We start from the raw sequence: 26,678 nt of genomic DNA, 5'->3' as shown, positions 1-26,678 counted from the left end.
GCTCGGGCGGGCCCGCTTCGCGGGCCAGGGCCTCCCCTTCGGGGAGGTAGCCCTCCGCTTCGCTCCGGGCTGGGGGCCGTTGGCCCCCAGGGACCTTCCCAAGCGCTGCGCGCTTGGGAAGGGAAACGTCCTCGCTGCGCTCGGGTGGCCCGCTTCGCGGGCTAGCCGCTTCGCTTCGAGCTGGGTTGCGTGTTGCGCTGCGCTCCACACGCAACGGGCCGGCTTCGCCGGCCAGGGCTTCCCGCGCTGCGCGCGGGAAGTGCGCCCGTTTCACGGGGTCCGGGCCTCGGCCCGTTGGCGTGTCCGCTGCGCTCCCACTCCGGCCCCTGCGGCTTCGCCTCCAGGACCAAGGCCCGCTCCGCGGGACAGCAGCAGGGACTACCCGCGCCTGGGCTCCCGCACCACCTTGCCGTCCCTCACGAACAGCCTCACCCGCTGCTCATTGAAATCCATCGTCACCATGCTGCCCTCAGGCACCACATGGACCGCAATCTCCGGGAACTCCGCCCCGATCTGCCGACGGGCCTCCTCCACCGGCCTCCCCATCAACTCCGGCCACACACTCTTCACATCCAACGTCCCCTCCAGGGTGATGATCGCTTCGCTTCACGCTCGACGCTACAGGCCACCACTGCACAGGGCTTGGGACTCCCGTGCTTCGCAAAGAGGTGACCCCGTTTCACGGGATCCGGGCCTCCGGCCCATTGGGCGGGTCCGCTGCGCTCCCGCACCCCGGGCCTTCCGGCTCCGCCTCCAGGACCAAGGCCCGCTCCGCGGGCTGGCTGGCTGGCTGGCCGTAGCAGGTGGCCCGGGTGGACTGTCCGATACGGGGGAACAGTCGATGAGGCCCAGGCCTGCTGGGCTGACTCCGCTCATGCTGGGTCAGTCCAGCAGGTTCAAACCCCTCGGACGTCAGCGGCTTGCGGGCCGCGCTGTCCCTGGGTCACCTCGAACTCGACCCTCTGGTTTTCCTCCAGGTTCCTGAAGCCTGTGCCCACGATCGCGCTGAAATGGACGAAGACGTCGGGGCCTCCACCATCGGGGGAGATGAACCCGAAGCCCTTCTCGCCGTTGAACCACTTCACAGTGCCCTGAGCCATAACCCACCCCTAGAAAGACAACGCCGTACGCATCGACCGCACCGGGCCGCACGCCGATCCTCCCCGGACAGTCAAAGATGAAAACATGATCACGAAGCCTCGAGGAGATCTCGTCGAAACAGGCCTCCAACTTGAATGCTTCAATCTGAGCTAGAGCTAGACTCTGGAAAGATCATCCCGTACCAGATCCACTGACCGGCGACAGCTCTGTCACCAGCCCATGTCGAGCGCGTCAGCGCAGATGGCGAAGCTCACGCAGGCCGTAGTCCGGTGGCAACCACCCCTTCTTCCGCCGCTCGATGGTCTTCCGCGTATGCGGAGGCGGGTACGGACAGCCCTGCATCCGATCGGGCTCATCCCACACCCACGTGAGCCTGCAATGGGCGGTACACACGGGCCAGACGGTCTTCACCGGATCCACCGGGCCCAATGCTGCCGCTCGCCGACCCCGGCGCAGCTTGGGCCGCGGTGGCTGGGGCGGGCGCAGCCTGCACTCCTCGGCGAAGGCCATCAGGGACGGCAGTCCCTCGCTTCCCAGCGGATCGGCGAAGAGCGGCCCGCTGGTCGTGGACCCGGTCTTCCACAGGAGAGCCGCCGCCCTCAGCAGCGCGCGGGCCCACTCGAGAACAGGGTGGGCCATGCAGCCCCCGCGCAGCCCCTGGTCGTGCAGGGTGATGGTCGTGGCGTCCCCGGAGAGGTCGCGGACGTGGGCGGTGGCGAGCTGGGTGGTGGAGGCCCCGGTGAAGGTGGCTGTCGCGAGCTGAGCCGCCAGGTAGGGGTGCGCCGTCGCGCGGTGAAGGCGCCACGCTACCTCCGCCTCGGTGACCGCCGGCATCACCGGCGGGAAGAAGTCCCGGTCCGCCGCCAACGGCGCGGCACACCGGCACGGGCCGGTCGACTCGTCGAAGGCCTTGAGGGTGGTCAAGGCCGGCAGGCCGATCCAGCGGTTCGCCAACGGCCGCGCGGCACGCGGGATCTGGCGGTCCAAGACGGCCTGCTCGGCCTCAGGCAGCAGAGCCGAGGCCTCGGCGACAACGTGGTCCACCTGGCGCAGTTCGCGCTCCAGGAACGCCCTCATCGACGGGCGGTGGCAGACCAGAACCAGACGGACCCCCGTGCGCCGGCGCAGGGCCAGGAGGCCTTTGAAGCCGTGCGGGGTGAGCAGGTGGGCGCGCAGCAGGGTCAGGTGCGTGATGAGGTTTGCCCCCGTTTGTGGACATCTCTTGAAGATCGGATCGTGGGATCCGAGACGGAGGTGTTCTGGTGGGTGTTGCCCGGTATTCGCAGGAGTTCAAGCGGGACGCGGTGGCGTTGGTGCGGTCCAGCGGGCGGACTGTCGGCTCGGTCGCCAAGGATCCCGGAGTCAACGCCGAGTCGCTGCGCCAGTGGGTCCACAAGGCCGATTCTGCGGCCGATGGAGGCGGTGACGTGCTGACGCCGTCAGAGAAGGAGGAGCTGAAGCGGCTGCGGAAGCAGGTGCGTGAGCTGGAGTTGGAGAAAGAGATCCTCCGGAAGGCTGCTCAGTATTTTGCGAAGGAGATGGGTCGTTGACCAGCCGCTGGCGGTTCATCTCCGACCACCATCTGGAGTACGGGATACAGCGGCTGGCCAGAATCCTGCGGGGCTCCCGGTCCGGCTTCTACCGCTGGCGCCTGGCCGAGCCGGCCCGCCTTGCCAGGACCGCGGCCAAGGCTGTCTTGACGGAGCGGATCCGAACTGTCCAAGCCGACGCGAAGGGTGCCTACGGAGTCCCGCGGATCACCCGCGAGTTGCGGGAATCGGGCCCGGTGGTGAACCACAAGCGGGTAGCCCGGCTGATGCGGGCTGCTGGGATCACGGGCCGTCACCTGCGCAAGGGCAAGCGCACCACCGTGCAGGATGCTCGGGCGCCGAAGGCCCCCGACCTGCTTGAACGTGACTTCACCGCACGCCGGCCGAACGTGCGCTGGTGCGGCGACATCACTTATCTCCCCGTTGGGAAGGACTGGATGTATCTCGCCACTGTGATCGACATTCATTCGCGCGGACCTGGTCGTCGACGCCCTCGAAGCGGCTGTCACAACTCGCGGCGGCTCCGTCGACGGCGTGATCTTCCATTCCGACCGCGGGACACAATATACGTCTTCCTCGTTCGCCGGCGCCTGCCGCAAGCACGGAATCCGCAGGTCAATGGGCCGTGTCGGGTCGAGCTACGACAATGCCCTGGCCGAATCGTTCTTCGCGAGCATCAAACGAGAACTCCTTCACGACGAGAGGTGGTCACAGAACTCCGAGGCCCGCATGGCCGTATTCTCCTGGCTGGCCTGGTACAACCACCGACGCCGCCACTCCGCACTCGGCCACATCAGCCCCGTCGAATTCGAACAACGATCGCTCAACTCGGGTAGCCTCAACCTGGCTACATAAGTCCGAGATGTCCATATAACGGGGCGAAGGTCATAGTGTCCTTGGCGAGATGCCTGGTCAAGGCCTCCCGCGTCACAGAGTCAGTGTCCGAGCCAACACCAGCCCCGACCCCGCCGCTGACGCCAGGGGTTCTCCGGCCGGAGCGCGTTTAAGACATTATTCCTTTTTGGATGATGGCCCAGAGGTCCAGGTGCTGCTCGACGGCCGACTCGGTATCCGTGGTGTGCGGGGGTATGCCGCACCCTCGGATGAAGAGTGCTGCCAGTGAAGCTGCCTGTTCGGGGCGGGTCGTGGGGGGTAGGTCGCCCGACCGGCAGGCCTCGGCGGCCAGGTGCAGCATCACCGGGTACCAGAGCCTGGACCAGGCGTCCGATGCGGTCGGCCGCTCCTGTTCCAGGCGGGCGGCTCCCCGCACCGTGTCGCTCTCCTGGAGCTTGCGGGCGAGGCCGGCCACGACCGCGTCGAGTTGGGCCAGGGGCGATTGCGCGGAGCCGACCGACTCCTCTAGGACGGCGCACACGACGGTGTGCGCCTCCTTTAGCACGGCGTCGGCCAGGTCGCTCTTGGAGTCGAAGTGGAAGGTCAGAGCCCCGACGGAAACTCCGGCCGTCCTCGTGATCGAGCTCACCGCGGTGCCCGCGTAGCCGCTGCGGGCGAACTCCACGGCCGCGGCCCGGATGAGGGCGGCGCGGGTTCTCACCGCCCTGTCCTGCTTGGCCATGTATTTCATTTTTGATGTGGCCGGCTCACCGCGATGGCCGACAGCAGTTCCTCCCGCTCGGCGATGGCCTTGCGCAGGCCGGTCGCGTGCAGCGAAGCCGCCACGGTGCGGTGCGAGATACCGAACCACTGCAGGTACGAGAGCACCCGGCGCGCGTCGGCGTAGTGGCGGCGCACGCTGTCGCCGTGGATCCGCGCATCGTCGAGGACGGCCCGCAGCCTGCCCTCGGACACCGTGTGGACGGTGCCGGGCGCGATGAGCTCCTCGACGTACCGGGTGTGCCGGTGCTCGGGGTGCCGGACGGCGGTGGAGGCCCACAGCAGCCGTGGCTCCGTGGCGCCGGCTTCGGCCAGCGCGCGCCACCGCGGGGAGGCGAACACCTGCTGGAAACTCTCGTAACCCAGCCTGGCGTTGGCGATCGCCGAGGTCCCCGTCAGCGCGCGGGCCTCCGCCGTGCCGGCCCGCTCCAGCACCCGGTCCACCTCGGCGTCCAGCTCGCTCACGGAGAAGGAGGCCACCGCGGACACCGCGGGCGGCCCGGAGGCCTGGTCCAAGCCGTCGAGGAAGGCCCGTGCCACCCTGGCGGCCCGGTCCGGCGAGAAGATCAGCGTGGCGTTCACGTTCATGGACTCGGCCAGACACGCGGTCATGACCGAGAGGTTCTCTACGGTCGCCGGAATCCTGACCATCAGATTGGGCCGGTCCACCGCGCTCCACAGCGCACGCGCCTCCGCCAGCGTGGCGCCCGCGTCCCAGGCGTTCCTCGGGTCCACGTCGACCGATACGAAACCCTCGCGCCCGGCCGTCGCCCGGTGGGTGGGCAGCAGCTGATCGCAGAGCTGGCGGGCGTCCTCGACGGCCAGTTCCCACAGTGTTTCCGCCGGGCTCGTGGAATCCGTCCACGCGTCAAGGCGTTCGTGACAGGCCGGGTCGGTGCGTACGGTCCGGGCGGAGGGCGACCAGGGTGCGGCGATCCCCGTGATCCCGCCCTCGCCGGTCAGGCCGCGCAGGTCGCCGAGGGCGCCGCCGGAACCGTCCAGCCAGAGCGACACCCCCTGTGCGGAGAGCCGGGCGACGGTGTTGTTCACTGCTCCCCCAGTGCGTGTGCGGCGGGGAGTTCCGGCAGCCGCTCGGGCAGCCGCCGTGACACCACGGCGGGCAGTCCGCGCACCACGACGAGGGCCGTGCCCGGCCCCTCGGCGTGCAGGGCGCCGGCGAGACCGTGCGGGAGCAGCAGCAGCCGGCCGGCCCCGGCGGAGACGGCGGGCTGTCCTTGGGCCCGGAAGACGACCGCGCCGCGCAGGACGAGTACCGCCTCTTCGGCGCCGTCCTCGGCCCGTACGGGCAGGGTGGCGCCCTCGGGCAGATCCCAGAACTCGACGCCCTCGCATTCGCTGAAGAGCATTCCGCGCCGGATCAGGCTCTGCCACCTCGCCGGCACGGACCCGGCGAGGACGTTCACATCGCCCACCGCGGTGGAGACGATCACTGTTCGTCCTCTTTCCGCACGACCGCGAGGGTGACCACTGCCAGTCGCAGGGGGCCGGTGGCGGAGAAGGAGCTGCGCGAACCCGCTGCCAGCAGCAGGCAGGTGTCCGGGACCAGGCGGACCCTCTCGGTGACGCCCGGGGCCGACACCTCTCCCTCGCCCGCGTGCACGAACACAGCGAGTTCGGCGTCGTCCCGGCCGAGCACCCGATCCTCGCCCGCGGTCAGTTCGACGACCTCGACGCGTTTGAGCGGACCGCTGAACACACCCGCCGTGTCGACGGTCTTCTCTTCGAACAGGTCGTGGACCACGGCCTTCGTCATGTCTGCTCCTTGGAGCGGCTGGGTTCCGGACAGCACCGCGGTGGTCGCCGGTGCGAGCGTTTCTATGACCCACCAGTCGAGGCTGCGGGAGCCCGTGTTGAGGAGTCCGTGGACATTGCCGACGCTGGTCAGCGCCAGCGATCCGGCTCCCACCGGGTGCGTCTCGCCGTTGAGCAGCAGTTCTCCGGTGCCGGACAGGATGAGGTAGATCTCCTCGGTGCGGGTGTGCCGGTGCTCGCCGCTCACCCCGCCGATCGGAAGCGAGGCCCATTCCACGGCCTCGCTCTCCGAGCGGAGCTGGCGCCGGGTCGCGAAGGCCTTCCAGTACGTCTTGCCCCGCGCGCCGTGGACTCCGTACACGGAGGCCTTGTGGCCGGTCGTGCCCACGGCCCTCCAGGGAAGGGGCCGGGTGGTGTCCTCGCTCACCTGACGTCACCCCAGTGCAGATCCGCGAGCGACTGCGCCGCGCGCTCCAGCTCGTCCTCGGTCAGGTCGTTGACGAAGACCGCGGAGCCGATGCCGACGGGCAGCGGCAGCCGCTGCTGTCCGTCGCGGTGGCGGACCGTGTCGCGCAGGGCCGGGACCAGCAGCTTGGGCGTGCACAGCTCGTGCCAGCTGGACAGGCCGAGCCCGGTCATCACCGAGAAGATCCGGCGGCGCTCGTCCGAGGTCACCAGACCGCGCTGTTCGGCGATCACGGTGGTGAGGGCCATGTCGACGGCCACGGCTTCGCCGTGCAGCAGCTCGGGGAGGGCGTGCATCTCGATGACCGGGCTGAAGGAGTGCCCGTAGTCGACGACCCGTTCCAGGACCTTCTCCCAGAGATTGGGCTGGAGTTCCTCGAGCATGCCGTGGATGGCCCGCTCCACGACCTCGGCGGCGGGGTCCGCGCCGCCGGGGGCGGGGGCCTGGAGCCGCTCGCTCCGCAGGCGTGCGCCGTGCTGCTCCAGCAGTACGAAGAGCCGCCGGTCCTTGACCAGGGCGATCTTGAGGATCTCGGCGAGGCCGTTGCCTATGTGGCGTTCGTCCAGAGTGGCCAGGAAGGACCTGTCGAGCAGGGTGCGGTCGGCGGAGAAGTAGCTGCCGATCCGGTTCTTGTGGCCGTCGTTGTTGACGCCGGTCTTCACGCCGACACCCGCGTCCACGAGGCCGATGAGCGTGGTGGGGATACGGATCCAGGGGGTCCCGCGCCGGTACATGCCGGCGGCGCAGCCGACGATGTCCATCAGGACGCCGCCGCCGATGGCGATGATCGGCTCGCGACGGCGGTCCACGCCGAACTCGTCGAGGGCCTTGACGACTTCGAGGACCTGTCGCATGTCCTTGTGCGACTCGCCGTCCGCCAGTACGAGCAGCTTGTACTCGACGCCGTGGTGCTCGAAGTACGCCCGGATGCGGGTTCCGTAGAGCTCGTCGACCACGGAGTCCACGACCACCAGGCGGCGCGCGTGCTTCCCCTCGGCGACGTCTTCGAGGATCGCCCGGTTGCCCAGGCTCAGCAGGTTCTCCTCTACGCGTACTTCGTAGTCGACCTGCTTGTAGGCCCGTACGGACCAGTGCGTGACGGGGTTGCCGCCCGTGAACAGACCACCGTCGCTGCTGCGTTCGGTCACCTGAAGATCTGACTGCATGCCTGTCTCCTCACTCGGTGCTTCGTCGGGAACAGTATCCGCGAACTCAATGCATCTGCAAGCAAATTATATAGATGTTCCCTACTGGGGAGCGACTAGTCTTGCTTTCAGATGCAAGTACTACTACGTTCGAGCACCTCGTAAGAAACGGCGAACGGTTTCGGAAAAGGAGTCGGGTATGCAGGCGGCAGCGCTCAGACGACGAGCGGCCCCGGCCGGGATACCGACCGTCCGGCGCGTGGACCACTTCGCGTTCACCGTGCCGGACCTGGACGGTGCCATCGCCTTCTTCGCCGAGCTGCTCGGCGGTGAACTCTGCTACGTGGAAGGGCCGGTCGAGGACTCCGAAGGCGACTGGATGACCCGCAAGCTGGGCGTCCACCCGAGGGCCTCGGCCAGGGTCGCGCTGCTGCGCGTGGGCCCCTCCACCAACCTGGAGCTCTTCCAGTACACCACCCCTGATCAGCGCACCCGCCCGCCCCGGCCGGCCGACATCGGCTGGCACCGGCTCGTGCTGCGGGTCGCGGACATCGGGGCGGCCGTCGCCCGGCTGCGCGAGCGGCCCGACGTGCGCGTCCAGGCGGACGCGACCACGCCGACCGTGCGGCCGGGGCACTCGCTGCGCCGGGTCTCCTTCGTCACCTCCTGGGGGATGGAGCTCCAGCTCTGCGGCGACTTCGACCCTCTCGCCCCCGCATCCGCCGGGGCGCCGGGGCCGGCCGTGGTACTCGGCGCCGAACGCCTGGCGCTGACCGTCGCGGACCTGGACGCCGCCGTCGGCTTCTTCGCCTCGGTGCTCGGCGCCACCCCGCTGCCGCCCCGCCGTCCGCCGGCGCCCGGCGCGCAGCCGCGCGTCACGCTGCGGCTGGGCCCCACCGACCTGATCGAGTTGCGGCGGGCTGGGCCCGGGGGCTCACCGCCCCCTCGCAACAGCGATATCGGCGGCCACCACATCGCCTTCCACACCGACGACGTGGACGCGGCCGCGCGGTACCTCGGGGAGCAGCCCGGCGTCCGCGTCATGGGCACTCCCGAGACCATTTCCGACGGCCCGATCGCGGGCAACCGGTGGGTGTACTTCACCACGCCCATCGGGGTGCAGATGGAAGTCCTGTGCATGCCCGACGGGCGACTGCCCTACGAGCGTCACACCACGGCCCGCCGCGCCGCCTCACACGGATACAGCTGGCGCTGAGCCGCCCCCGCCCGCACGCGGCGCCGGCCCGCACACCAGCGGTTTCACCACCACCACTCTCAAGGAGCGCACCACCACCATGCGTTGGAACGATCTCTACATAGCTGGAACGGGCGCCTTCCTGCCCAAGCAGGTCACCGTCGAGGAAGCCATCGACGCGGGACAGTACGACGAGGAGTCCGCGAAGCACAGCGGCCACCTGGCCCTGACGGTCGCCGCCCCCGAGGACAGCATCCCCGAGATGGCCGTACGGGCCGGCCGCCAGGCCCTGGAGCGCTCGGGGTACCTCCCCGAGGACGTCGCGGCCGTGACGTACTCCGTCGTGTTCCACAACGGCATCGACATCTGGAACTCCGGCTCGTACATCCAGAAGGGCATCGCCAAGGCCGGCGCGCTCTCCGCCGAGGTGCGCTCCGGCTCCAACGGCGGCCTGGTCGCCGCCGAGCTGGCCGCCGCCTACCTGTACGCCCACCCGGAGGCCAAGGTCGCCGTGTCCACCGCGGGCGACCTGTGGACGGACCCGTACTTCGACCGGTGGCGCACGGACCGCATCCTCTACGGGGACGGCGCCGCGGCCGTGGCACTCTCCCGCGAGGGCGGTTTCGCCCGGGTGCTGTCCATGGCCACCCACACCGACCCCGACCTCGAGGCCATGCACCGCGGCCACGAGCCCTTCGGCCCCTTCCAGCACGACGCCGAGCACCCCATCGATCTCAACCGCCGCCACCAGCAGTTCCTCGAGACCTTCGACAAGGACGAGGTGTGGCGCCGGGTGGAGAACGGTCTGCGCAAGGCCGTGCACCAGGCACTCGAGGAGGCGGACTCCTCGATCGACGACATGGACCACATCGTGGCCCCGCACTTCGGCGCCGGCCTGACCGTCCGCCAGTGCCTGGCCCCCATCGGTGTCCACGACCTGGACCGCACCGCCTGGGAGTTCTCCCGGCGCACCGGCCACATCGGCCCCGGCGACCAGTTCGCGGGCCTCAACCACCTGTCCGAGACGGGCGCGCTGTCGCCGGGCAAGCGGGTACTGCTCCTGGGCGTCGGGGGTGGTTTCAGCTGGACGGGCGCCGTTCTGGACGTCGTGGCCGAGCCTTCCTGGCGCGGCCTCCCCAGCTGACGCCCGTACCGCGCCCCCCGGCCTCCTCCTGTTCCGCCGGGTCCATCCGCCCCACCCCAGACAAGGAGTCAACCAGCCATGCCCGTCGGAATCGTCGGCGTGGGCGCCCATGCCCCGTCGCGTGTCATCGACAACGACCAGATCAGCCAGTGGGCCGACATCCCGAAGGAGTGGATCGCCGAGCGCACGGGCGTCCTCACCCGGCGGTACGCGGAGCCGGGCACCACGACGTCGGAGCTCGCCGCCCGGGCGGTGGAGCGGCTCTTCGAAGGTTCGCCGCACCACCACCGTGAGCAGGTGAGCCTGACGGTCCTGGCGACCTCCACCCCCGACCAGCCGCAGCCCGCCACCGCGGTGCGCATGCAGCGGCTGCTCCACATGCACGGCACGCCGGCGTTCGACGTCAACGCCGTCTGCTCCGGCTTCGTGTACGGGCTCTCGGTGGCCCACTCGATGCTGAGCACCGACCCGTCGGCGGGGACCGCGCTGGTCGTCGGCGCCGACATGTACTCCACGATCATGGACCGCTCCGACCGGCGCACGGTCTCGCTCTTCGGCGACGGCGCCGGCGCCGTGCTGCTGGGCCAGGTGCCCGAGGGGTACGGCATCCACGCCACCCGGCTGTACGCGGAGGGCGACGGCGCGGACCTCGTCGAGGTCGCCGCGGGAGGCACCCGGGAAGTCGCGGACGAGGCCGCGCGCGGGGCGGGCCGCCACTACTTCCGCATGCAGGGGAGGTCCGTGAAGGAGTACGCCCTGCAGATCATCCCCAAGGTGGTCGACGACGTGCTGAGCACCGCGGGCTGGACCGCCGACGACCTCGACCGGGTCTTCATCCACCAGGGCAACGCCCGGCTGGTCGAGTCGGTGGCGGCGGAGCTCGGCGTCGACATGGCCAAGGTGCCGCTGACCGCGCCGGAGTTCGGCAACACGGGAGCCGCGTCGATCCCCTTCACCCTCGCCCACTCCCAGCTGGAGCGGCCGCTGCGACGGGGCGACAAGGTCCTGTTCGCCACGGTCGGCGGAGGCATGACCGCCGGTGCGGCCGCCCTCACCTGGTACTGACCGAAAGGAGTTCTGCTGATGCGTCTGAAGGACAAGGTCGCCGTCGTCACGGGCGGCACCCGCGGACTGGGCAGGGCGATCGCCGAACGCTTCCTCGACGAGGGCGCCACGGTGGTCTGCGCGGCCCGCAATCCGTACGACATCGAGAACCTGGTCCGCCAGTTGCCGGACCGGGTGCTCTACCACGAGACCGATGTGACCGACCCGGACAGTGTCGAGGCGCTCATGGACGCCGCGGTCGCCACGTACGGCCGGATCGACGTCCTGGTCGCCAACGCCGGAGTCAACCGGGACGGCAAGGTGGAGCGGATCAGTCCGGAGGACTGGCGCGCCATGATGGACACCAACGTCAACGGCACCTTCCTCTGCCTGCAGAGTGCCGCGCGGCACATGATCGCGCAGGGCGACGGCGGCCGGATCATCACGCTGTCCTCCAGCATGTCCAGCCGGGTGGCCATCGGCGCGGCGGGCTACTCCGCGACGAAGGCGGCCATCGAGACCCTCACCAAGGTCTCCGCGATCGAGCTGGGCCGCAAGGGCATCCAGGTCAACGCGCTGGCCCCGGGGGTCCTGGAGGACGGGATGGGGCGCGAACTCTCCCAGAACCAGAAGGTGTGGGAGGCGTACCACCACCGCTTCTCGCTGGGCCGGGCGGGGACGCTCGACGAGGCCGCGCTCGGCGCGGTGTTCCTCGCCTGCGACGACAGTTCGTACGTCAACGGTCACGTGCTCGAAGTCAATGGAGGTCTGCTGTGGGCGTGAACCCGTCCGATCCGCGCGTCCGGCTCGTCGTTTCCGGGGGCATCGGGACGATCGAGGTGTCGCGGGCCCCGGTCAACGCGCTCGACCACCAGGCGCAGGCCGAACTGCGTGCGGCGGCCGAGGAGGCGGCCGTCCGCGCGGACGTCTCGGCCGTGGTCCTCTACGGCGGACCCGACCGGTTCTCCGCCGGAGCGGACATCCGCGAGATGTCGGGGCTGGAGCCCGTGGACATGGTGCTGTGGGCGGGGCGGCTCCAGGGCGCCTTCACCGCGGTGGCCGACATCCCCAAGCCGGTCGTGGCGGCCGTCACCGGTTTCGCCCTCGGCGGCGGCTGCGAGCTGGCGCTCACGGCGGACCACCGCATCCTCTCCCCCGAAGTGCGGATCGGGCTCCCGGAGATCAAGCTCGGGGTGATTCCGGGGGCCGGCGGCACCCAGCGGCTGTCCCGGCTGGTCGGTACCGCGAAGGCCAAGGAGCTCATGTTCACCGGGCGCGCCCTGACCGCCGACGAGGCGCTCGCCATCGGGCTGGCCGACCGGGTGGTGCCGCGGGACCAGGTGCTCACCGAGGCCAGGGCCTGGGCCGGCCAGTTCGTGGGCGGTCCCGCGCTCGCACTGCGCGCGGTCAAGCAGGCCGTCGATCTCGGGACGGGCACCGACATCAGGTCCGGTCTGGACATCGAACGGACCCTGTTCGAGGGGCTGTTCGGCACTCAGGACCAGCTGGCGGGTATGCGGACGTTCGTCGAGCAGGGACCGGGCAAGGCGGTCTTCGCCGGCCGCTGACCGCGCGTACGACGGGTGTGGCCCCGAGAGGATTCCTCTCGGGGCCACACCCGTCCTGCGTGTGCGGGCCGGGCACGGCGGCCCGGCCCGCGGGGCGTCACGGCGTGAGGATCAGCTTCCCACGCGTGCCGCCCGCGGCCAGCCGGCGGTGCGCCTGCGGACCGGCGGAGAAGTCGCTCACCTCGGCCACGCGCAGGGTCAGCACCCCTTCGTCGACCAGGCCCGAGAGGACGGCGAGCTGGTCGCCGTCCTGCTCCACGAAGGTCTGGAGCACGGTGATCCCACGCTCGGCCTTCGGCGGCTCGGGGGCGTAGATGGAGACCGCGCGCCCGCCGTCCCGTACCGCGCCGATGACCTGGGGTGCGATGCCGGCGGTCTCCAGCAGCACATCGGCGACGCCGGCGGGCACGGGCTCGTCGCTGAAGAGCACCGACTCGGCTCCCAGCTCCCGGGCGAGCGCGGCGTCCTCGGGGCGCGCCAGCGCGATCACCCGGACCCCGCGCGCGGCGGCGATCTGGGTGGCGAACCCGCCGACGGCCCCTACGGGACCGGTGACCAGCAGCGTCTCGCCGGGGCGGGGAGCGGCCTTCTCGAGCGCCTGGTACGCGGTGAGTCCGCCCAGCGGCAGCGCCGCGGCGTGCACGAGGTCGACGGTCTTCGGGGCGGGCGCCGCGAGGGCGGCGTCCAGCGCGACGTACTCGGCATGGGTTCCGACGCCGGTGGCGTACTGGGCGGACATGGCCACGATCCGGTCGCCGGGGGCGAACCGGTCCACGCCCTCGCCGACTTCCGCGACGGTCCCGGAGAGGTCCCAGCCGAGGATCAGCGGGAAGGGGTGGCTGATGCTCCCGGCCAGCTCACCGGAACGGACGAGCAGGTCAACCGGGTTGACGGCGGTCCCGGCGGTGCGCACGAGGATCTGGCCGGGACGGGGGGCGGGGACGGGGAGTTCGGAGACGGTCAGCAGGCTCGGGTCGCCGTACTGGGGCAGGGTCAGCGCACGCATGGGGTGCCTTTCATGGGAGATCGAGTCGAACACCAGCCAATATAATTGCTTGCGGATGCATATTAAACCTTCCTAGAATGACGGGACTGCCCCGCACTCACCCCGCACTCGTCCTCGCAGGAGGTTTCATCGCCATGCCCAGAACAACCACGCCGGTTTCCGTGGGCGGCAGTTCCCGGCTCCCTTCCCTGACGGGCATGCGCTTCATCGCCGCGGTCCTCGTCTTCCTCCACCACGGCATCTGGGTCAACGTCTTCTCGGACCAGGACGTGGTGTCCTTCTACCGGGAGCTGTTCATCAACGCCGGTCACGTCGGCGTCTCGTTCTTCTTCATCCTCAGCGGCTTCGTGCTCACCTGGTCGGCCAGGAAGAAGGACACCTTCGGCCGCTACCTGCGCCGTCGGGTGGCGAAGGTGTACCCCAACCACGTCGTGACCTTCGTGGCCGCCCTGCTCCTCGTGGCCACCACCACCAAGGCGTACCAGGCGGTCCCGAACCTGCTGCTCGTCCAGTCCTGGTTCCCGGCCTACGACGTGCTGTTCAGCGTGAACCCGCCCAGCTGGTCGCTGGCCTGCGAGGTGCTGTTCTACCTCTCCTTCCCGCTCCTGCTGAAGTACGTCTCCAGGATTCCCGCCGCACGGCTGTGGTGGTGGGCCGGTGCGGTGGTCGCCGCCGTCTTCGCAGCCGCCCTGCTGGCGCAGTTCGTCCTGCCGTCGGTCCCGGCCATGCCGGACGGGCAGCCGATCGGCCTCTACCAGTTCTGGTTCGTCTACGCCTTCCCGCCGGTGCGCGCCCTGGACTTCCTGCTCGGCATCCTGATGGCGAAGATCGTGATGGAAGGCCGCTGGATCCGGATCGGGCTGGCCCCCGCCGCCCTCCTGTTCGTCGCCTGCTACGCCCTGGCGAGCGAACTGCCCTACGTCTACGGGCTCAACGCCGCCACCATCGTCCCGCTCGCCCTCATCGTCCCGGCCGCCGCCGTCGCCGACTCGGAGGGCCGGCGCACACTGCTGCGCGGCCGGGTCGCGGGCTGGCTGGGCGAGGTCAGCTACGCCTTCTACCTGGTCCACGTGGTCGTCCTGATCTGGGCCCGCGCACAGCTCGGCAACCCGCAGGGCTGGAGCACCGCCGCCGGTCTGGGTCTGTTGCTGGCGGGGCTGGCCCTCAGCCTGCTGGCCGCCTGGGCCCTGCACGCCTGGGTGGAGCAGCCGGCCATGCGCCGCTGGAGCAAGCCGAAGGCCGACCGTGCCGCCCGCGTGCCGGGCCAGGGCCGGGCCCCGGCTGCTGCGCGCAGCGGCGCCGAGCCCGAGCACGAGCCCGAGAACGGGCCCAAGTCCGAGTCCGAGTCGGAGCGCGTCACGACAGCCGGAACCGTCTGACACCCGATCGACCGCCCCACCGGTTCCCGGTCGCGGAGCCCCGACACTTTGGAGACGCAACGATGAGCAGTACGACACTTGCCGGCCCACGATCGCCTGAATCGATCGGCTTCGGGGGCGAGGCCAACCCCTACGCCCTGTACGCCCGGCTGAGGGCCCAGGCCCCGGTCAGTCACATGTCGCTGCCGGACGGCGGCCAGTTCTGGCTCGTGACCCGGTTCGCAGACGCCAAGGAGGCGCTGTCCGACCCCCGCCTGAGCAAGGACCCGAACAAGGTCGGCCCCCAGTGGCGGGCCACCGTGGCCCAGCCGACGGACGGCGAGGACGCCTCCCTGGTCCGGCACTTGCTCAACGTGGACCCGCCGGACCACACACGGCTGCGCCGGCTGGTCCACAAGGGCTTCACCCCGCGCCGGATCGAGTCGCTCCGCGTCCGGATCCAGGAGATCACCGATGACCTCCTCGACGCCATGGAGCGCCAGGACGGTCCGCTGGACCTGCTGGAGCAGTTCGCCTTCCGCCTGCCGGTCACCGTGATCTGCGAGCTGCTCGGTGTTCCCCTCGACGACGTGGACCTCATCCACGACTGGTCGACCGCGCTCTCCACCCTCGTCGCCGACGAGGAGGGCCACGCCCGTGTCGCGGACGCTTCGCTGCAGCTCGGCAGCTACATCGCGGCTCTGGTCGAGCGCAAGACCGTGGAGCCCGGCGACGATCTGATCAGTGCCCTGATCGCGGCCCGCGACGACGACCAGCGGTTGTCGCAGGCCGAACTCACCGCCATGGCCTTCCTGATCCTGGTCGGCGGTCACGAGACCACCGTTCACCTCATCGCCAACGCGGTGCTCGCGCTGATGCAGCACCCCGACCAGATGGCGCTGCTGGTGAACGACCCGTCGCTGATCACCAACACCGTCGAGGAGGCGCTGCGGTACGAGGGCTCGGTGGAGGTCGCCACCTGGCGGTTCGCCGCCGAGCAGATCGACATCGGGGACGTCGTCGTCCCCGAGGGCGCGCCCGTGCTGATCTCGCTCGCTTCGTCGAGCCGCGACCCGGAGCGCTTCAAGGACCCCGACACCTTCGACATCACCCGCGGGGACTCGGCGCACCTCGTCTTCGGCCAGGGCCTGCACTACTGCCTCGGTGCCCCGCTGGCCCGGATGGAAGGGCAGATCGCCATCGGCAGTCTGGTGCGCCGGTTCCCGGGCATCAGGCTCGCGGTGCCCGCCGATTCCCTGCGGTGGCGACAGGGCCTGCTGATCCGCGGGCTCTTCGAGCTCCCCGTCCACGTGGGCTGATCCGTGACGCAGCCCTCCACGCGGGAGCCCTCCAGGCAGGAGTCCTCCCTGCGGAAACCCTCCACGATCGGGGACTCCGCCTCCTTCCGCAGCCGCCTGGCCATGCCGGCGCCCGTGTTCGCGCTCGTGCTCGCCGTGTTCGGTCTCGGGACCGCCGAATCCGTCATCGCGGGTCTGCTGCCGCGGCTCTCGGAAGACCTGCAGGTGTCCCTGTCCGACGCCGGGCTGCTGGTCTCCGGCTACGCGCTGACCGTGGTGGTCGGCGGTCCGCTGGTCACCCTCGTGACCAGCCGGCTCCCCCGCCGTCCGCTGCTCGTGGGTCTGCTCGCCGTCTTCACCGCGGGCAATCTGGCCGCCGCGCTGGCGCCCGGCTATGAAGCCCTGATGGCGGCGCGGGTGGCCTCGGCCCTGAGCCACTGCACGCTGTTCGCGATCTCGCTGGTCACCGCCGCGGAGATCGCGGGCCCCGAGAAGTCGGGGTCAGCGGTGGCGCGGATCATCGTCGGCGTCAACCTCTCGACGATCGTCGGGGTCCCGCTGGGACTGCTGCTGGCGCAGCAGTGGGGCTGGCGGGCGGCGTTCTGGGGGGTGGTCCTGCTCAGCCTGGTCGCACTCGTGGCGGTGGCGGTACTCGTTCCCCGGTCGCGTACGCCGGTCAGGGGGGACGTCGGCGCGGAGCTCCGGGTGCTGCGCGACCGCCGGGTGCAGGTGGCACTGCTGCTGACGGTGGTCGCCATGACCGGGGGGTTCGCGGCCTTCACCTTCCTGACCCCGGTGCTGGAGCAGGTCAGCGGGTTCGGTCCGCGGAGCGTCACCCTGCTGCTGTTCCTCTTCGGCCTCGGTTCGCTGGCCGGCGGCATGCTGGGCGGCCGGCTGGCCGACCGCGCGCTGATGGGGTCGCTCACGGCCTTCCTCGGCCTCCTCACGCTGGTACTGCTGGCCTTCGCCGCCTTCGCGGCGCTGCCCGTCGCGGCGGTGGCGGTCCTGGTCGCCTTCAGTGTGCTGTTCTTCGCGCTCAACCCCGGGCTGGGCGCGCGCATCCTCAACTCGGCGGGCGACCGGGCGCCGACCATCGCGGTGTCCGTGAGCATCGCGGCCGTCCAGGCCTCCATCGCCCTCGGCGCCTGGCTCGGCGGGCGGGTGCTCGACGCCGGGTTCGGGCTGACGGCCGTGTTCGCCGCCGGAGCGGTCCTCACCTTCGCCGCGGGCGTCATCGCCTGGTTCGAGTGGCGGGCCGGGCTGCGGCCCGCGGCCCCCTCCGGCTCCGCCTCCTCCCCTGACGTTCCCGCTGCGCACAGCGGGCGTGACGCCGTTCTCCCGACCGATTCCTAAGACTCCCAAGGAGCAGAAGTGACCAGTACCGTGACGCGCAGACGGTTCGTCGCGGGGACCGCCGCCGGAGCCGGAGCCGTGGCGCTCGGCACCGGCGCGGGTCTCCTCGCCGCCCAGCCCGCCAAAGCCGCAGAGGCCGCGGAGGCCGTCTTCGGCCCCGTGACGGTCGGCCCGTCCGACGTCCGCTATCCCGATCTCGTACGCGGCACGAACCAGCGCTTCGTCGGCAGCCCGGATTCGGTCCGGGTCGTCGGTACGACCGCACAGGTGGTCGCCGCGGTGCAGGGTGCGGTGAACGCCGGCAAGCGGATCGCCGTCCGCAGCGGCGGCCACTGCTACGAGGACTTCGTCGCCAACCCGGCGGTCAAGGTCGTCATCGACATGTCCGTGATGAACTGCGTCTCGTACGACTCCTCCCGCCGCGCCTTCGTGGTGGAGGCCGGCGCCAAGCTGGGCCAGGTCTACGAACGGCTGTTCAAGGGCTGGGGGGTGACCGTGCCGGGCGGCGCGTGCCCAACGGTCGGCGCCGGCGGCCACATCCAGGGCGGCGGTTACGGAGCCCTGTCCCGCAAGTACGGCCTGATCAGCGACTACGTGTACGCGGTCGAGGTCGTCACGGTGAACGCCGGCGGCACGGCGCGGGCCGTCGTGGCCACCCGCGAGGCGTCCGACCCCAACCGTGATCTGTGGTGGGCCCACACCGGTGGCGGCGGCGGCAATTTCGGGGTCGTCACCAGGTACTGGCTGCGCACACCCGACGCGACCGGCTCCAACCCTTCCCAGCTGCTGCCGCAGCCGCCCTCCGAGGTGTGGATCTCGACCGTCAACTGGCCGTGGGCCCAGCTGACCCGGGACGGTTTCAGCCGGCTGATGAAGAACTACGGCGAGTGGCACGAGCGCTTCAGCGGGCCTACCGCCCCCGAGCTGTCCCTGTTCAGCGAGCTCAAGCCCGCGCACCAGGCGGCCGGGGCCGTTTCGCTGACGACTCAGGTCGACGCGTCCGCTCCCAACGCCGAGCAGATGCTGCAGGCCTTCATCGACTACGTCGGTGCGGGTACCGGTGTCACGGCGCAGGTGGCCGAGCACCGCAAGGTGTCCTGGCTGCACGCCACCCAGTGGTCCGGGTTCACCGGCCCGGACCCGCTGTTCCGCTTCAAGGGCAAGCCTGCCTACCAGCGCAAGAACTTCACGGACAGCCAGATCGGCGCCATGTACCGGCACCTGACCCGTACCGACTACGCGCACCCGGGTGCGCTGATGCTGATCTCCGCCTACGGCGGCAAGGTCAACACCGTGGCCCCGGACGCGACCGCCGTGGCCCAGCGCGACTCGATCCTGAAGGTGCAGGCCGCCGCGCTGTGGACCGACCCGGCCGATGACGGGAAGCACCTGACCTGGCTGCGGGAGTTCTTCCGCGACCTCTACGGCGAGACCGGTGGTGTGCCCGGTCTGAACGGCGTGACCGACGGCATGTTCATCAACTATGCGGACGTGGACGTCAAGGATCCGGCCTGGAACCCCTCGGGCACCCCCTGGCAGCGGCTGTACTACAAGGACAACTACCCCGCGCTGCAGCAGGTCAAGGCCAAGTGGGACCCGCGCAACGTGTTCCGGCACGCACTCTCCATCGAACTCCCCGTCTAATTACATGCTTGCGCATGAAATTAATCCCAGGTAGGTTCGTACGTGTCTCCGGGTCGCTCCGGAACCTTTCTCCATACAAGGAATTGACTACCCGAAAGGTGTGACTCTTCATGAGCACGCAGACCTCTCAGCGCCTGCAGGGCAAGACCGCCCTGGTCACCGCGTCCTCCCGTGGTATCGGCCGTGCCATCGCCCTGCGCCTGGCCTCGGACGGCGCCGAGGTGGCCGTTACGTACCAGAGCAACGCGGCCGCCGCTCAGGAGGTCGTCGACACCATCGTCGCCGCGGGTGGCAAGGCCGTCGCGTTCAAGGCCGACTTCGCCGCCAAGGAGGAGATCGAGAACCTCTACAAGGAGGTCCTCAACTCCTTCGGCAAGCTCGACATCGTGGTGAACAACGCCGGCATTGCCGGCAACGGCCCGATCGCCGACCTGGACGACGAGACCTTCGACCGCGTCGTCGACGTCAACTTCAAGGGCACCTTCTACTCGCTGCGCCAGGCCGCCGCCAAGGTCGGCGACGGCGGTCGCATCGTGAACATCTCCACCGGGTACACCCACGCGTCCTACGCGGGAGTGGGCGCCTACGCCGCCACCAAGGCGGCCGTGGAGGCCCTGGGCCTGGCCCTCGCCAAGGAGGTCGGCGGGCGCGGCATCACCGTCAACTCCGTGCTGCCCGGCCTGATCGAGACCGACCAGACGGCCCCGATCAAGGATCAGTTCCCGGCCTTCGCCGCGATGATGCCGCTCGGCCGCATCGGCCAGCCGGAGGACGTGGCGGACATCGTCGCGTTCCTCGCGAGCGACGACGCCCGCTACGTCACGGGCCAGTACCTCGCCGCCGCCGGCGGCCTCGTCTGATCCTGCTCCCCCCGGCTGCGCGGGCGGAGGTACTCCCCCGCACCTCCGCCCGCGCACCCTCCCCACCCCGCCGCCCCTCGGCAACCCCCGACGACCACGAAGGACTGACATGGATTCCCTTGCCGAGGCAGTGCTGAACGGCGCCTCACCGGAGCAGTTGGAGGCGGCGCCGCTGCCGGGCGACTACCTCGCCGTCCACACCCTGGCCGAGGACGCGGACATGTTCCGCGGCGTCGCCGACAAGGACGTGCGCAAGTCCCTGCAGCTCGGCCGGGTGCCCATGCCGGAGATCGCACCGGACGAGGTGCTGGTCGCCGTCATGGCGAGCTCGATCAACTACAACACGGTATGGTCCGCGACCTTCGAACCCGTGTCGACCTTCGCCTTCCTGAACAAGCTGGGGAAGCAGGGCGGCTGGGCCGCCCGCCACGACCAGCCGTACCACGTACTCGGTTCGGACGCCTCGGGCGTCATCGTCCGCGTCGGCGCCGGTGTGCGCCGCTGGCGGGCCGGCGACCACGTGGTCGTCAGCTGCGTCCAGACCGACGACCAGGAACCGGCCGCGCACGCCGACGGCATGATGGCCAGCGAGCAGCGGATCTGGGGTTACGAGACGAACTTCGGCGGGCTGGCCCACTACACCGTCGTGCGCGCCAGCCAGCTGCTGGCCAAGCCGGCCCATCTGACCTGGGAGGAATCGGCGAGCAACCTGCTCACCGCCGCCACCTCCTACCGGATGCTGGTCAGCGAGCGCGGCGCCCGCATCAAGCAGGGGGACATCGTCCTCATCTGGGGCGCGACGGGCGGCCTCGGCGGCTTCGCGGTCCAGCTGGTGAAGAACGCCGGCGGGATCCCGGTCGGTGTGGTCGGTTCCGAGGCCAAGGCCGAGCTGCTGCGCCGCATGGGCTGCGATGTCGTCATCAACCGCAACGAGATCGGTCTCGGCGGCGACGAGGCACCGACCCCCGAGCGGACCATCGAACTCGGCAAGCGGCTGGGCCGGGCCATCCGCGAACGTGTGGGCGAGGATCCGCACGTCGTCTTCGACTTCATCGGGCAGGCGACCTTCGGCATCTCCGTGTTCGTCGTCCGCCGCGGCGGCGCCGTCGTCACGTGCGGATCGAGCACCGGCTACCAGCACACGTTCGACAACCGCTACCTGTGGATGAACCTCAAGCGCATCATCGGCAGCCACGCCGCCAACCTGCAGGAGCAGTGGGAGTGCAACCGGCTGTTCCGGCTGGGGATGCTCACCCCCATCCTCTCCGAGGTGCACGCACTGAAGGACACCGCCGAGGCCGCACGCCGGGTCCAGCTGAACCGCCACACCGGCAAGGTCGGCGTCCTGGCGCTGGCCCCCGAGGCGGGGCTCGGCATCACGGACCCCGGTCTGCGGGCCCGTATCGGCGAAGAGCGGCTGAGCCCGCTGCGCGCCCGCGGCGGCGCGGCTCCCGCCCCACTCGCCGGGTGACCGGCGCCAATGAGAAAGGCAGGACGGGCATGGTGAAGAAGGTGGGCATCGTCGGCTGCGGCACGATGGGCGCCGGCCTCGCGGAACTGACCGCGAAGGCCGGGCTGGACGTGCGGGTCGCGGTGAGCTCCGAGGAGTCCCGGCGGCGAGGACTGCACCGCATCACCCGCTCGCTCGACCGGGGCCTGGCCAGGGGCCGGATCTCCCACGAGGAGCGGGAGTCGGTGCTCGCACGGATCGACTTCACCACGGACCTCGGTCAGCTGGCCGACCGCCAGCTGGTGATCGAGTCCGTCCGTGAGGAGGAGGCGGCCAAGCTCGAGGTGTTCCGGACCCTGGACAAGGTCCTCGAGGACGACGAGGCGATCATCGCCACGAACACCTCCTCGCTGTCCGTGGCCCGGCTGGCCCGTGCCACCGGACGCCCCGGGCACGTCGTCGGGATCCACTTCTTCAACCCGGTCCCGGTGCTGCCGCTGGTCGAGCTGGTCGAGTCGGTACTGACCAGTGCCAGGACGGCGGCCCGCGCCGAGGAGTTCGTGTCCGTGACACTGGGCAAGACCGTCATCCGCGCGCCCGACCGGGCCGGATTCCTGGTCAACGCCCTGCTGTTTCCGTACCTGCTCTCGGCGATCCGGATGGTCGACAGCGGCCTGGCCACCGCCGATGTCGTCGACCGGGGTATGGAGCTGGGCTGTTCACACCCGATGGGGCCGCTGAAGCTCGCCGACCTGATCGGCCTGGACACCACCGTCTCCATCGCCGAGGCGATGTACGAGGAGACCAAGGAGCCGCTCTACGCGCCGCCGCCGCTCCTGCTGCGCATGGTCGAATGCGGGATCCTCGGAAAGAAGTCGGGCCGCGGCTTCTACACGTACGACTGAGCCAGGCCGTCTCTTTCGGATCTCGCCGGTCAGGCCCGCACGACCCGGCGGCCCCCGCCGGACCCGGAACCACCGGGTCACTCGGCGGGGGCCGCCGGGTTGTGCCGGAGGCGGGCCACCAGCGAGGCGGTCCGCTCGTCGAAGGAGGCCACGTCCAGGGCGGTGCCGAGTTCCTTCTTGAAGGTGTCGACGGCCTCGGCGACCACGCGCTCGCCCGTCTCGGTGATCTGGGCGTACGTGACCCGGCGGTCCTCCGCGCTGATGGTCCGGCCGGCCAGGTCGCTGTTCTCCAGCCGGACGATCAGACGGCTCATGGTGGACTGGCTCTGGCCGACGGCCTCGGCGAGGTCCTGCATCCGCACGCCGCCCGCGCGCTTGCGCTCGGCCAGCACGGTCAGCGCGGTGTACTCGGCGACGCTCAGGCCGTGGGCGCGCTGGAGCCTGCGGTCGAGCGTGTTGCCGATCCGGTTGGTGAGCGCGACCATCTGACGCCAGATGTCGACCTCACTGTCGCGTCGCCCCTGGACAGCAGCCATGTCTCTTCTCCCGAGCCCGTCACCTCGCCATCATTAACCCAATATTAATGCTTACGCAAACATTTACAAGGGTCCGGGGATGGCGATGTTCGGATTCCGGACCGACTCAGATTCCGTAGGCGGACCGGGCAAGTCCACGGACATTCTGCATCACGGCGGGAACGGGCTCGACCTCGAGGAATCCCATGACCCGGCGCACCACGCCCGCCGGGTCCGCCACCAGATCGACGTGGCGTACGTCGAGCAGGCGGCCGGGCTCCAGAGCGCCGGCGGCATCGTCCGCCCGCGCCAGGTGCCGCTCCAGGTGCCCGGACCATTCCCGGCCCACCTCGCGCGCGTCCACCCCGGTCGACGTCGCGGCGCGCAGGGTGGCGGACAGCCCGGCCGTGGCGTCGGCCACCTGCGCGAGATCGCGCTGGACGCGGATCACCCGCGCGTCGGGGTAGGCCCGCAGCAGACCTCCGACGTAGGCGGCGTGGAACGGGTCGCGCAGGAGGAGCGTGGCGGCGGGAATCCGCGCAGTGACGGCCTGGAGCTGCTCACGGTGGAAGCTGTACGCCTCGGTCAGCTCCCTGTCCTCCAGCCAGCGCAGGTACCGGGGAACGCGCAGGCCAACGCCGAACATCGGGCTCTGGAAGGCATTGGCCAGCAGCCGGTGGCAGCCACCGGGCCGGGTGGCCTCGCGAAGCCGGCCCAGCTTGAGCTTCGGGGCGGACTCGCGCGAGCGGTCCACGCAGGTGCGGGCGCGCTCGATGAGGGTGCGCCGGTGCCGGTATTCGGTGCCCGGCGAGGCGGGGTCGAGCAGCTCCCACAGAACGGGAGAGTCCACCTGCGGATGCTCCACCAGCAGGTTCTGGAGCAGCGAGGCGCCACTGCCCGGAAGCCCGGCGATGAACACGGGCCGGGCGATGGCGGTGGAGGAGATCTCCGGGGAGGCCTTCAGCAGGGCGCTCAGCCGTCGCTGATGCGTCAGCGCCGCCACGAGCCGGTCGTGGACGGCCGCCCGGCCCGAAGCCGTCAACCGGGACTCGGCGTTCACCGACTCGACCAGCAGCTCCAGTTCGGGCAGGAACCGGAAGGACCCGGAGTCCTCGGCCTGCGCCCCGGCGCCGGCTCGCGCGGCGGCGAGCAGCTCGCCCGGGTCGAGCGGCCGGACCCGTCCGCGTCCGCTCACCACGGTCTCGGGGTCACGCCGTGTTCGCCGGAACCCCGGGTCCTGCGTCGCGCTCCTCGACGGATCTTCCAAGCCTGCAAGTACCTTGGCCCTCACTGCGCTCCCCCAGCCACTGATCGTCCGATCCGGAGAGGCCGCTTCCGCACCCTTTCCGGTCACGCAGGACCCGCTTCGGCGCACCGGCGACTGCCACGGGACCCACGACTCGTTTAAAAGAATACAGAACGTTCTCAATGTTTTCCACGCCAAGTTGCCCGGGGAACCGTCGGGAACCCGCCAGTTCGCCCCGGCGACCGGCGCGCCGGGAAGGCGACCGGCCCGCCTCCAGTTGAGTTCGTGCCGGAAACACCAGGCTGGAGACTGCACATGGCGAAACAGGAGAGGGCCACCCGTACGAGGGAGGCTCTGGTACGGGCGGCCGCCTCGGCGTTCGACCGCGCGGGGTACGAAGCCACCACGCTGGCCCGGATCATCCAGTCGGCCGGGCTCTCCATGGGCGCCCTGACCTTCCACTTCCGGTCGAAGGAGGAGCTGGCGGACGCCGTCCACGCGCAGGGCGAGTGCGCCGTGCGGGCAGCGGTGGAACGGGCCGCCGCGTCCGGGGAGCCGCCGCTGCGGGCCGCGGTCTGCCTGACCCTGGAGATCGCGAGGCTGCTGGAGGAGGACACCGCCGTGCGGGCCGCGGCACGCCTCGCACGCGAGCGCGCCGACGGCTCGGACTCCTGGTCCTCCCTCTGGCTGCCCCTCGTGGAGCGGCTGCTCGCGCGCGCGACGGAGACGGAGGGCGAACTGCGGCCGGGGAGCGACCCCGGGGCGGTCCTCACCCTGGTGGCCTACCTCGTCGCCGGGGCCGAGGCCGACTCGCGCGTCCGCGCCACCACGCCCGGCGAGCAGGGGGATTGCGCCGAGCGGCGGCTGGGGCGGATCTGGGACGCGGTTCTGCCGGGCATCTCCGGCACGGACCGGCCCGCGCCCTGATCCGGGGCGCGGTGTGCGCGCCCGGCTCTGCGGACCGGCCCTACCGGCCGGCTCCGGCTCCCTTGTCGGCCCGGTACCCGAGGTGGCCGTCGAGGAGGGTCCGCAGCCGGCTGCGGCCGCGGTGCAGGCGGGAGTTGACGGTGCCGTTCGGAATGCCGACGAGGGCGGCGATCTCCTCGTACGGCAGGCCTTCGACGTCCGCAAGGTAGACGACGGTCCGGAATTCGCTGGGTATGACCCGCAGCGCCTCGCTGACCACCGGGTCCGGGATCCGGTCCATGACCTGGGACTCCGCCGACGGCAGCCCTCCGGACGTGTGCGAGGCGGCGCCGGCGAGCTGCCAGTCCTCGATGTCCGAGGCGGCCGCGAAGCGCGGCTGCCCCTGCTGCTTGCGGTAGTCCGTGAGGAAGGCGTTGGTGAGGATCCGCAGCAGCCAGGCCCGCAGGTTGGTGCCCGGGCGGAACTGGTGGAAGCTGCGGTACGCCCTCGTGTACGTCTCCTGGACCAGGTCCTCCGCGTCGGCCGAGTTGCGGGTCAGCCGTACGGCCTGGGCGTACAGCAGTGTCCGGTGGCCGAGTGCGTCCCGCTCGAAGCGGGTCGAGCGCTGCCCGTCCGTCTCTGCGGCGAGGACCGTGGTCGTGGGAGCCGGGTTCGACATGACGCAAGGTTACATAGAAAACGCTCTGTTTTCTTTGGCCCGTGGAACATCCGCCCCGGTTTGGCCACTTCACACCCCCGGGGTCAGACGGCTGTGCAGCCGCCGTCGACCGGGACCGCGCCGCCGGTGACGAAGGAGGCGCGGTCGCTGATCAGCCACGCGGCGGCCTGCGCGATCTCCTCGGGCTCTCCCATCCGCCGCTGGATGCCACGGGAGCCGGCGGACTTCTCCGCCTCCGGCCTGCCCCGCAGTGCTTCCTCCATCAGCTCGGTCCGTACCGTGCCGACCACCAGGGCGTTCACGCGGATGCCGCGGCCGCCGTACTCGGCGGCGGCGGACCGGGTCAGGCCGAGGACGGCGTGCTTGGCCGCGACGTAGGGGGCCAGCGCGCCCGTCGCGAACACACCTGCCGTACTGGAGGTGTTGACGATCGAGCCGCCGTTGCCGGACTCCAGCATCACGGGGATCTGCGCCCGCAGACAGTTCCACACTCCCCGCACGTTGACGTCCATGATCCGGTCGTAGAGCGCGTCGTCGGTCTCGTGGATGTCGGTGCCGCGGGCGCCCCAGCCGGCGTTGTTGAAGGCTCCGTCCAGCGCACCGAAGGCCTCGACCGTCGCGGCCACGGCCCGCTGGGCGTCGGCCGGCGAGGTCACGTCCCCGGTGATGGTCACGACCCGCCCGCCGTTCGCCTCGATCTCGCCGGACACCCGGCGCAGGTGGTCCTCCCTGCGTGCCATCAGCGCGACCGCCGCGCCCTCGGCGCTGAAGAGACGTGCCGCCGCGGCCCCGATACCGCTGGAGGCCCCGGTGATCATGATCGTCTTGTTCCGGAGCATCGCCTGCCCCTGCCCTGCG

26 protein-coding genes and 1 pseudogene are annotated in these 26,678 nt (G+C 70.5%); 14 read left to right on the top strand and 13 right to left on the bottom strand.

The window, feature by feature from the left end:
• Positions 1 to 378 precede the first annotated feature (378 nt).
• From MTF69_RS21670 to MTF69_RS21660, 3 genes are all read right to left on the bottom strand, one after another.
• The gene (locus MTF69_RS21670) at positions 379 to 570 is read right to left on the bottom strand and encodes a serine protease inhibitor (RefSeq protein WP_243336703.1); all 192 of its coding nucleotides are present in this window, start codon (positions 568 to 570) and stop codon (positions 379 to 381) included.
• A 326-nt stretch (positions 571 to 896) separates the two neighbouring features.
• Entirely contained in the window at positions 897 to 1,100 is a 204-nt protein-coding gene (locus tag MTF69_RS21665) for a cold-shock protein (protein WP_243336672.1), read from the bottom strand.
• 232 nt (positions 1,101 to 1,332) lie between these two features.
• Complete coding sequence (locus MTF69_RS21660; RefSeq protein WP_243336669.1) at positions 1,333 to 2,178, bottom strand: hypothetical protein; 846 nt, start codon at positions 2,176 to 2,178, stop codon at positions 1,333 to 1,335.
• A 185-nt stretch (positions 2,179 to 2,363) separates the two neighbouring features.
• Between MTF69_RS21660 and MTF69_RS43770 the strand changes: the two are divergent.
• Positions 2,364 to 3,506: pseudogene (locus tag MTF69_RS43770) on the top strand (IS3 family transposase).
• Between the two features lie 148 nt (positions 3,507 to 3,654).
• Here MTF69_RS43770 and MTF69_RS21650 read toward each other — a convergent pair.
• The 5 genes from MTF69_RS21650 to MTF69_RS21630 are packed head-to-tail and all read right to left on the bottom strand — an operon-like array spanning position 3,655 to position 7,670.
• Positions 3,655 to 4,227 carry a TetR family transcriptional regulator gene (locus tag MTF69_RS21650; RefSeq protein WP_243336668.1) on the bottom strand — a complete coding sequence of 191 codons (573 nt, stop codon included), beginning with the start codon at positions 4,225 to 4,227 and terminating at the stop codon, positions 3,655 to 3,657.
• A 5-nt stretch (positions 4,228 to 4,232) separates the two neighbouring features.
• The gene (locus MTF69_RS21645; protein WP_243336666.1) at positions 4,233 to 5,315 is read right to left on the bottom strand and encodes a transaldolase family protein; all 1,083 of its coding nucleotides are present in this window, start codon (positions 5,313 to 5,315) and stop codon (positions 4,233 to 4,235) included.
• On the bottom strand, positions 5,312 to 5,716 hold the full coding sequence (locus tag MTF69_RS43450) for a hypothetical protein (RefSeq protein ID WP_243336664.1): 405 nt from the start codon (positions 5,714 to 5,716) through the stop codon (positions 5,312 to 5,314). Before MTF69_RS43450 ends, MTF69_RS21645 begins: the two co-directional genes overlap by 4 nt.
• The gene (locus MTF69_RS21635) at positions 5,713 to 6,465 is read right to left on the bottom strand and encodes a cupin domain-containing protein (protein ID WP_243336662.1); all 753 of its coding nucleotides are present in this window, start codon (positions 6,463 to 6,465) and stop codon (positions 5,713 to 5,715) included. Before MTF69_RS21635 ends, MTF69_RS43450 begins: the two co-directional genes overlap by 4 nt.
• Complete coding sequence (locus MTF69_RS21630) at positions 6,462 to 7,670, bottom strand: sedoheptulose 7-phosphate cyclase (RefSeq protein ID WP_243336660.1); 1,209 nt, start codon at positions 7,668 to 7,670, stop codon at positions 6,462 to 6,464. Before MTF69_RS21630 ends, MTF69_RS21635 begins: the two co-directional genes overlap by 4 nt.
• Positions 7,671 to 7,848: 178 nt before the next feature.
• On the opposite strand from MTF69_RS21630, the gene MTF69_RS21625 reads away from it, so the two are divergent.
• The 5 genes from MTF69_RS21625 (at position 7,849) to MTF69_RS21605 (ending at position 12,600) form a co-directional block, all read left to right on the top strand.
• On the top strand, positions 7,849 to 8,865 hold the full coding sequence (locus MTF69_RS21625; protein WP_243336657.1) for a VOC family protein: 1,017 nt from the start codon (positions 7,849 to 7,851) through the stop codon (positions 8,863 to 8,865).
• Between the two features lie 79 nt (positions 8,866 to 8,944).
• The gene (locus tag MTF69_RS21620; protein ID WP_243336656.1) at positions 8,945 to 9,988 is read left to right on the top strand and encodes a ketoacyl-ACP synthase III family protein; all 1,044 of its coding nucleotides are present in this window, start codon (positions 8,945 to 8,947) and stop codon (positions 9,986 to 9,988) included.
• A gap of 78 nt (positions 9,989 to 10,066) precedes the next feature.
• On the top strand, positions 10,067 to 11,053 hold the full coding sequence (locus tag MTF69_RS21615) for a 3-oxoacyl-ACP synthase III family protein (protein ID WP_243336654.1): 987 nt from the start codon (positions 10,067 to 10,069) through the stop codon (positions 11,051 to 11,053).
• 18 nt (positions 11,054 to 11,071) lie between these two features.
• Entirely contained in the window at positions 11,072 to 11,815 is a 744-nt protein-coding gene (locus MTF69_RS21610; RefSeq protein ID WP_243336652.1) for an SDR family NAD(P)-dependent oxidoreductase, read from the top strand.
• Positions 11,812 to 12,600: an enoyl-CoA hydratase/isomerase family protein gene (locus MTF69_RS21605; RefSeq protein ID WP_243336651.1), complete on the top strand. Its 789-nt coding sequence runs from the start codon at positions 11,812 to 11,814 to the stop codon at positions 12,598 to 12,600. Before MTF69_RS21610 ends, MTF69_RS21605 begins: the two co-directional genes overlap by 4 nt.
• 97 nt (positions 12,601 to 12,697) lie before the next feature.
• Here the strand turns inward: MTF69_RS21605 and MTF69_RS21600 are convergent, their stop codons facing one another.
• Entirely contained in the window at positions 12,698 to 13,606 is a 909-nt protein-coding gene (locus MTF69_RS21600; RefSeq protein ID WP_243336648.1) for an NADP-dependent oxidoreductase, read from the bottom strand.
• Between the two features lie 134 nt (positions 13,607 to 13,740).
• Between MTF69_RS21600 and MTF69_RS21595 the strand changes: the two genes are divergently transcribed.
• The 7 genes from MTF69_RS21595 (at position 13,741) to MTF69_RS21565 (ending at position 22,474) form a co-directional block, all read left to right on the top strand.
• A complete protein-coding gene (locus MTF69_RS21595) occupies positions 13,741 to 14,985 on the top strand; it encodes an acyltransferase (RefSeq protein ID WP_243336647.1) in 1,245 nt (414 codons plus the stop codon).
• Positions 14,986 to 15,047: 62 nt separating this feature from the next.
• On the top strand, positions 15,048 to 16,283 hold the full coding sequence (locus MTF69_RS21590; RefSeq protein ID WP_243336646.1) for a cytochrome P450: 1,236 nt from the start codon (positions 15,048 to 15,050) through the stop codon (positions 16,281 to 16,283).
• Between the two features lie 3 nt (positions 16,284 to 16,286).
• Entirely contained in the window at positions 16,287 to 17,615 is a 1,329-nt protein-coding gene (locus tag MTF69_RS21585) for an MFS transporter (RefSeq protein WP_243336645.1), read from the top strand.
• Between the two features lie 18 nt (positions 17,616 to 17,633).
• Positions 17,634 to 19,259 (top strand): FAD-binding oxidoreductase, encoded by a 1,626-nt coding sequence (locus MTF69_RS43445; RefSeq protein ID WP_243336644.1) that lies wholly within the window; start codon positions 17,634 to 17,636, stop codon positions 19,257 to 19,259.
• 110 nt (positions 19,260 to 19,369) lie between these two features.
• On the top strand, positions 19,370 to 20,119 hold the full coding sequence (locus tag MTF69_RS21575; protein ID WP_243336643.1) for a 3-oxoacyl-ACP reductase family protein: 750 nt from the start codon (positions 19,370 to 19,372) through the stop codon (positions 20,117 to 20,119).
• 109 nt (positions 20,120 to 20,228) lie between these two features.
• On the top strand, positions 20,229 to 21,590 hold the full coding sequence (gene ccrA, locus MTF69_RS21570; protein ID WP_243336642.1) for a crotonyl-CoA carboxylase/reductase: 1,362 nt from the start codon (positions 20,229 to 20,231) through the stop codon (positions 21,588 to 21,590).
• 29 nt (positions 21,591 to 21,619) lie between these two features.
• Complete coding sequence (locus MTF69_RS21565; protein WP_243336640.1) at positions 21,620 to 22,474, top strand: 3-hydroxybutyryl-CoA dehydrogenase; 855 nt, start codon at positions 21,620 to 21,622, stop codon at positions 22,472 to 22,474.
• A gap of 77 nt (positions 22,475 to 22,551) precedes the next feature.
• Here MTF69_RS21565 and MTF69_RS21560 read toward each other — a convergent pair whose 3' ends face one another.
• Complete coding sequence (locus MTF69_RS21560; RefSeq protein ID WP_243336638.1) at positions 22,552 to 23,010, bottom strand: MarR family winged helix-turn-helix transcriptional regulator; 459 nt, start codon at positions 23,008 to 23,010, stop codon at positions 22,552 to 22,554.
• A gap of 106 nt (positions 23,011 to 23,116) precedes the next feature.
• Positions 23,117 to 24,187 carry a sulfotransferase gene (locus MTF69_RS21555; RefSeq protein ID WP_243336636.1) on the bottom strand — a complete coding sequence of 357 codons (1,071 nt, stop codon included), beginning with the start codon at positions 24,185 to 24,187 and terminating at the stop codon, positions 23,117 to 23,119.
• 363 nt (positions 24,188 to 24,550) lie between these two features.
• On the opposite strand from MTF69_RS21555, the gene MTF69_RS21550 reads away from it, so the two are divergent.
• Complete coding sequence (locus tag MTF69_RS21550) at positions 24,551 to 25,162, top strand: ScbR family autoregulator-binding transcription factor (protein WP_243336634.1); 612 nt, start codon at positions 24,551 to 24,553, stop codon at positions 25,160 to 25,162.
• Between the two features lie 40 nt (positions 25,163 to 25,202).
• Here MTF69_RS21550 and MTF69_RS21545 read toward each other — a convergent pair whose 3' ends face one another.
• Positions 25,203 to 25,820, bottom strand: coding sequence for a sigma-70 family RNA polymerase sigma factor (locus MTF69_RS21545; protein ID WP_243336632.1), 618 nt, complete (start codon positions 25,818 to 25,820; stop codon positions 25,203 to 25,205).
• A gap of 83 nt (positions 25,821 to 25,903) precedes the next feature.
• Positions 25,904 to 26,638, bottom strand: coding sequence for an SDR family NAD(P)-dependent oxidoreductase (locus MTF69_RS21540; RefSeq protein ID WP_243336701.1), 735 nt, complete (start codon positions 26,636 to 26,638; stop codon positions 25,904 to 25,906).
• Positions 26,639 to 26,678: the final 40 nt, after the last annotated feature.

The organism is Streptomyces sp. AP-93, assembly GCF_022808175.1.
In the GTDB taxonomy this organism is placed as follows: domain Bacteria; phylum Actinomycetota; class Actinomycetes; order Streptomycetales; family Streptomycetaceae; genus Streptomyces.
This window is presented reverse-complemented; position numbering and strand designations above follow the sequence as displayed.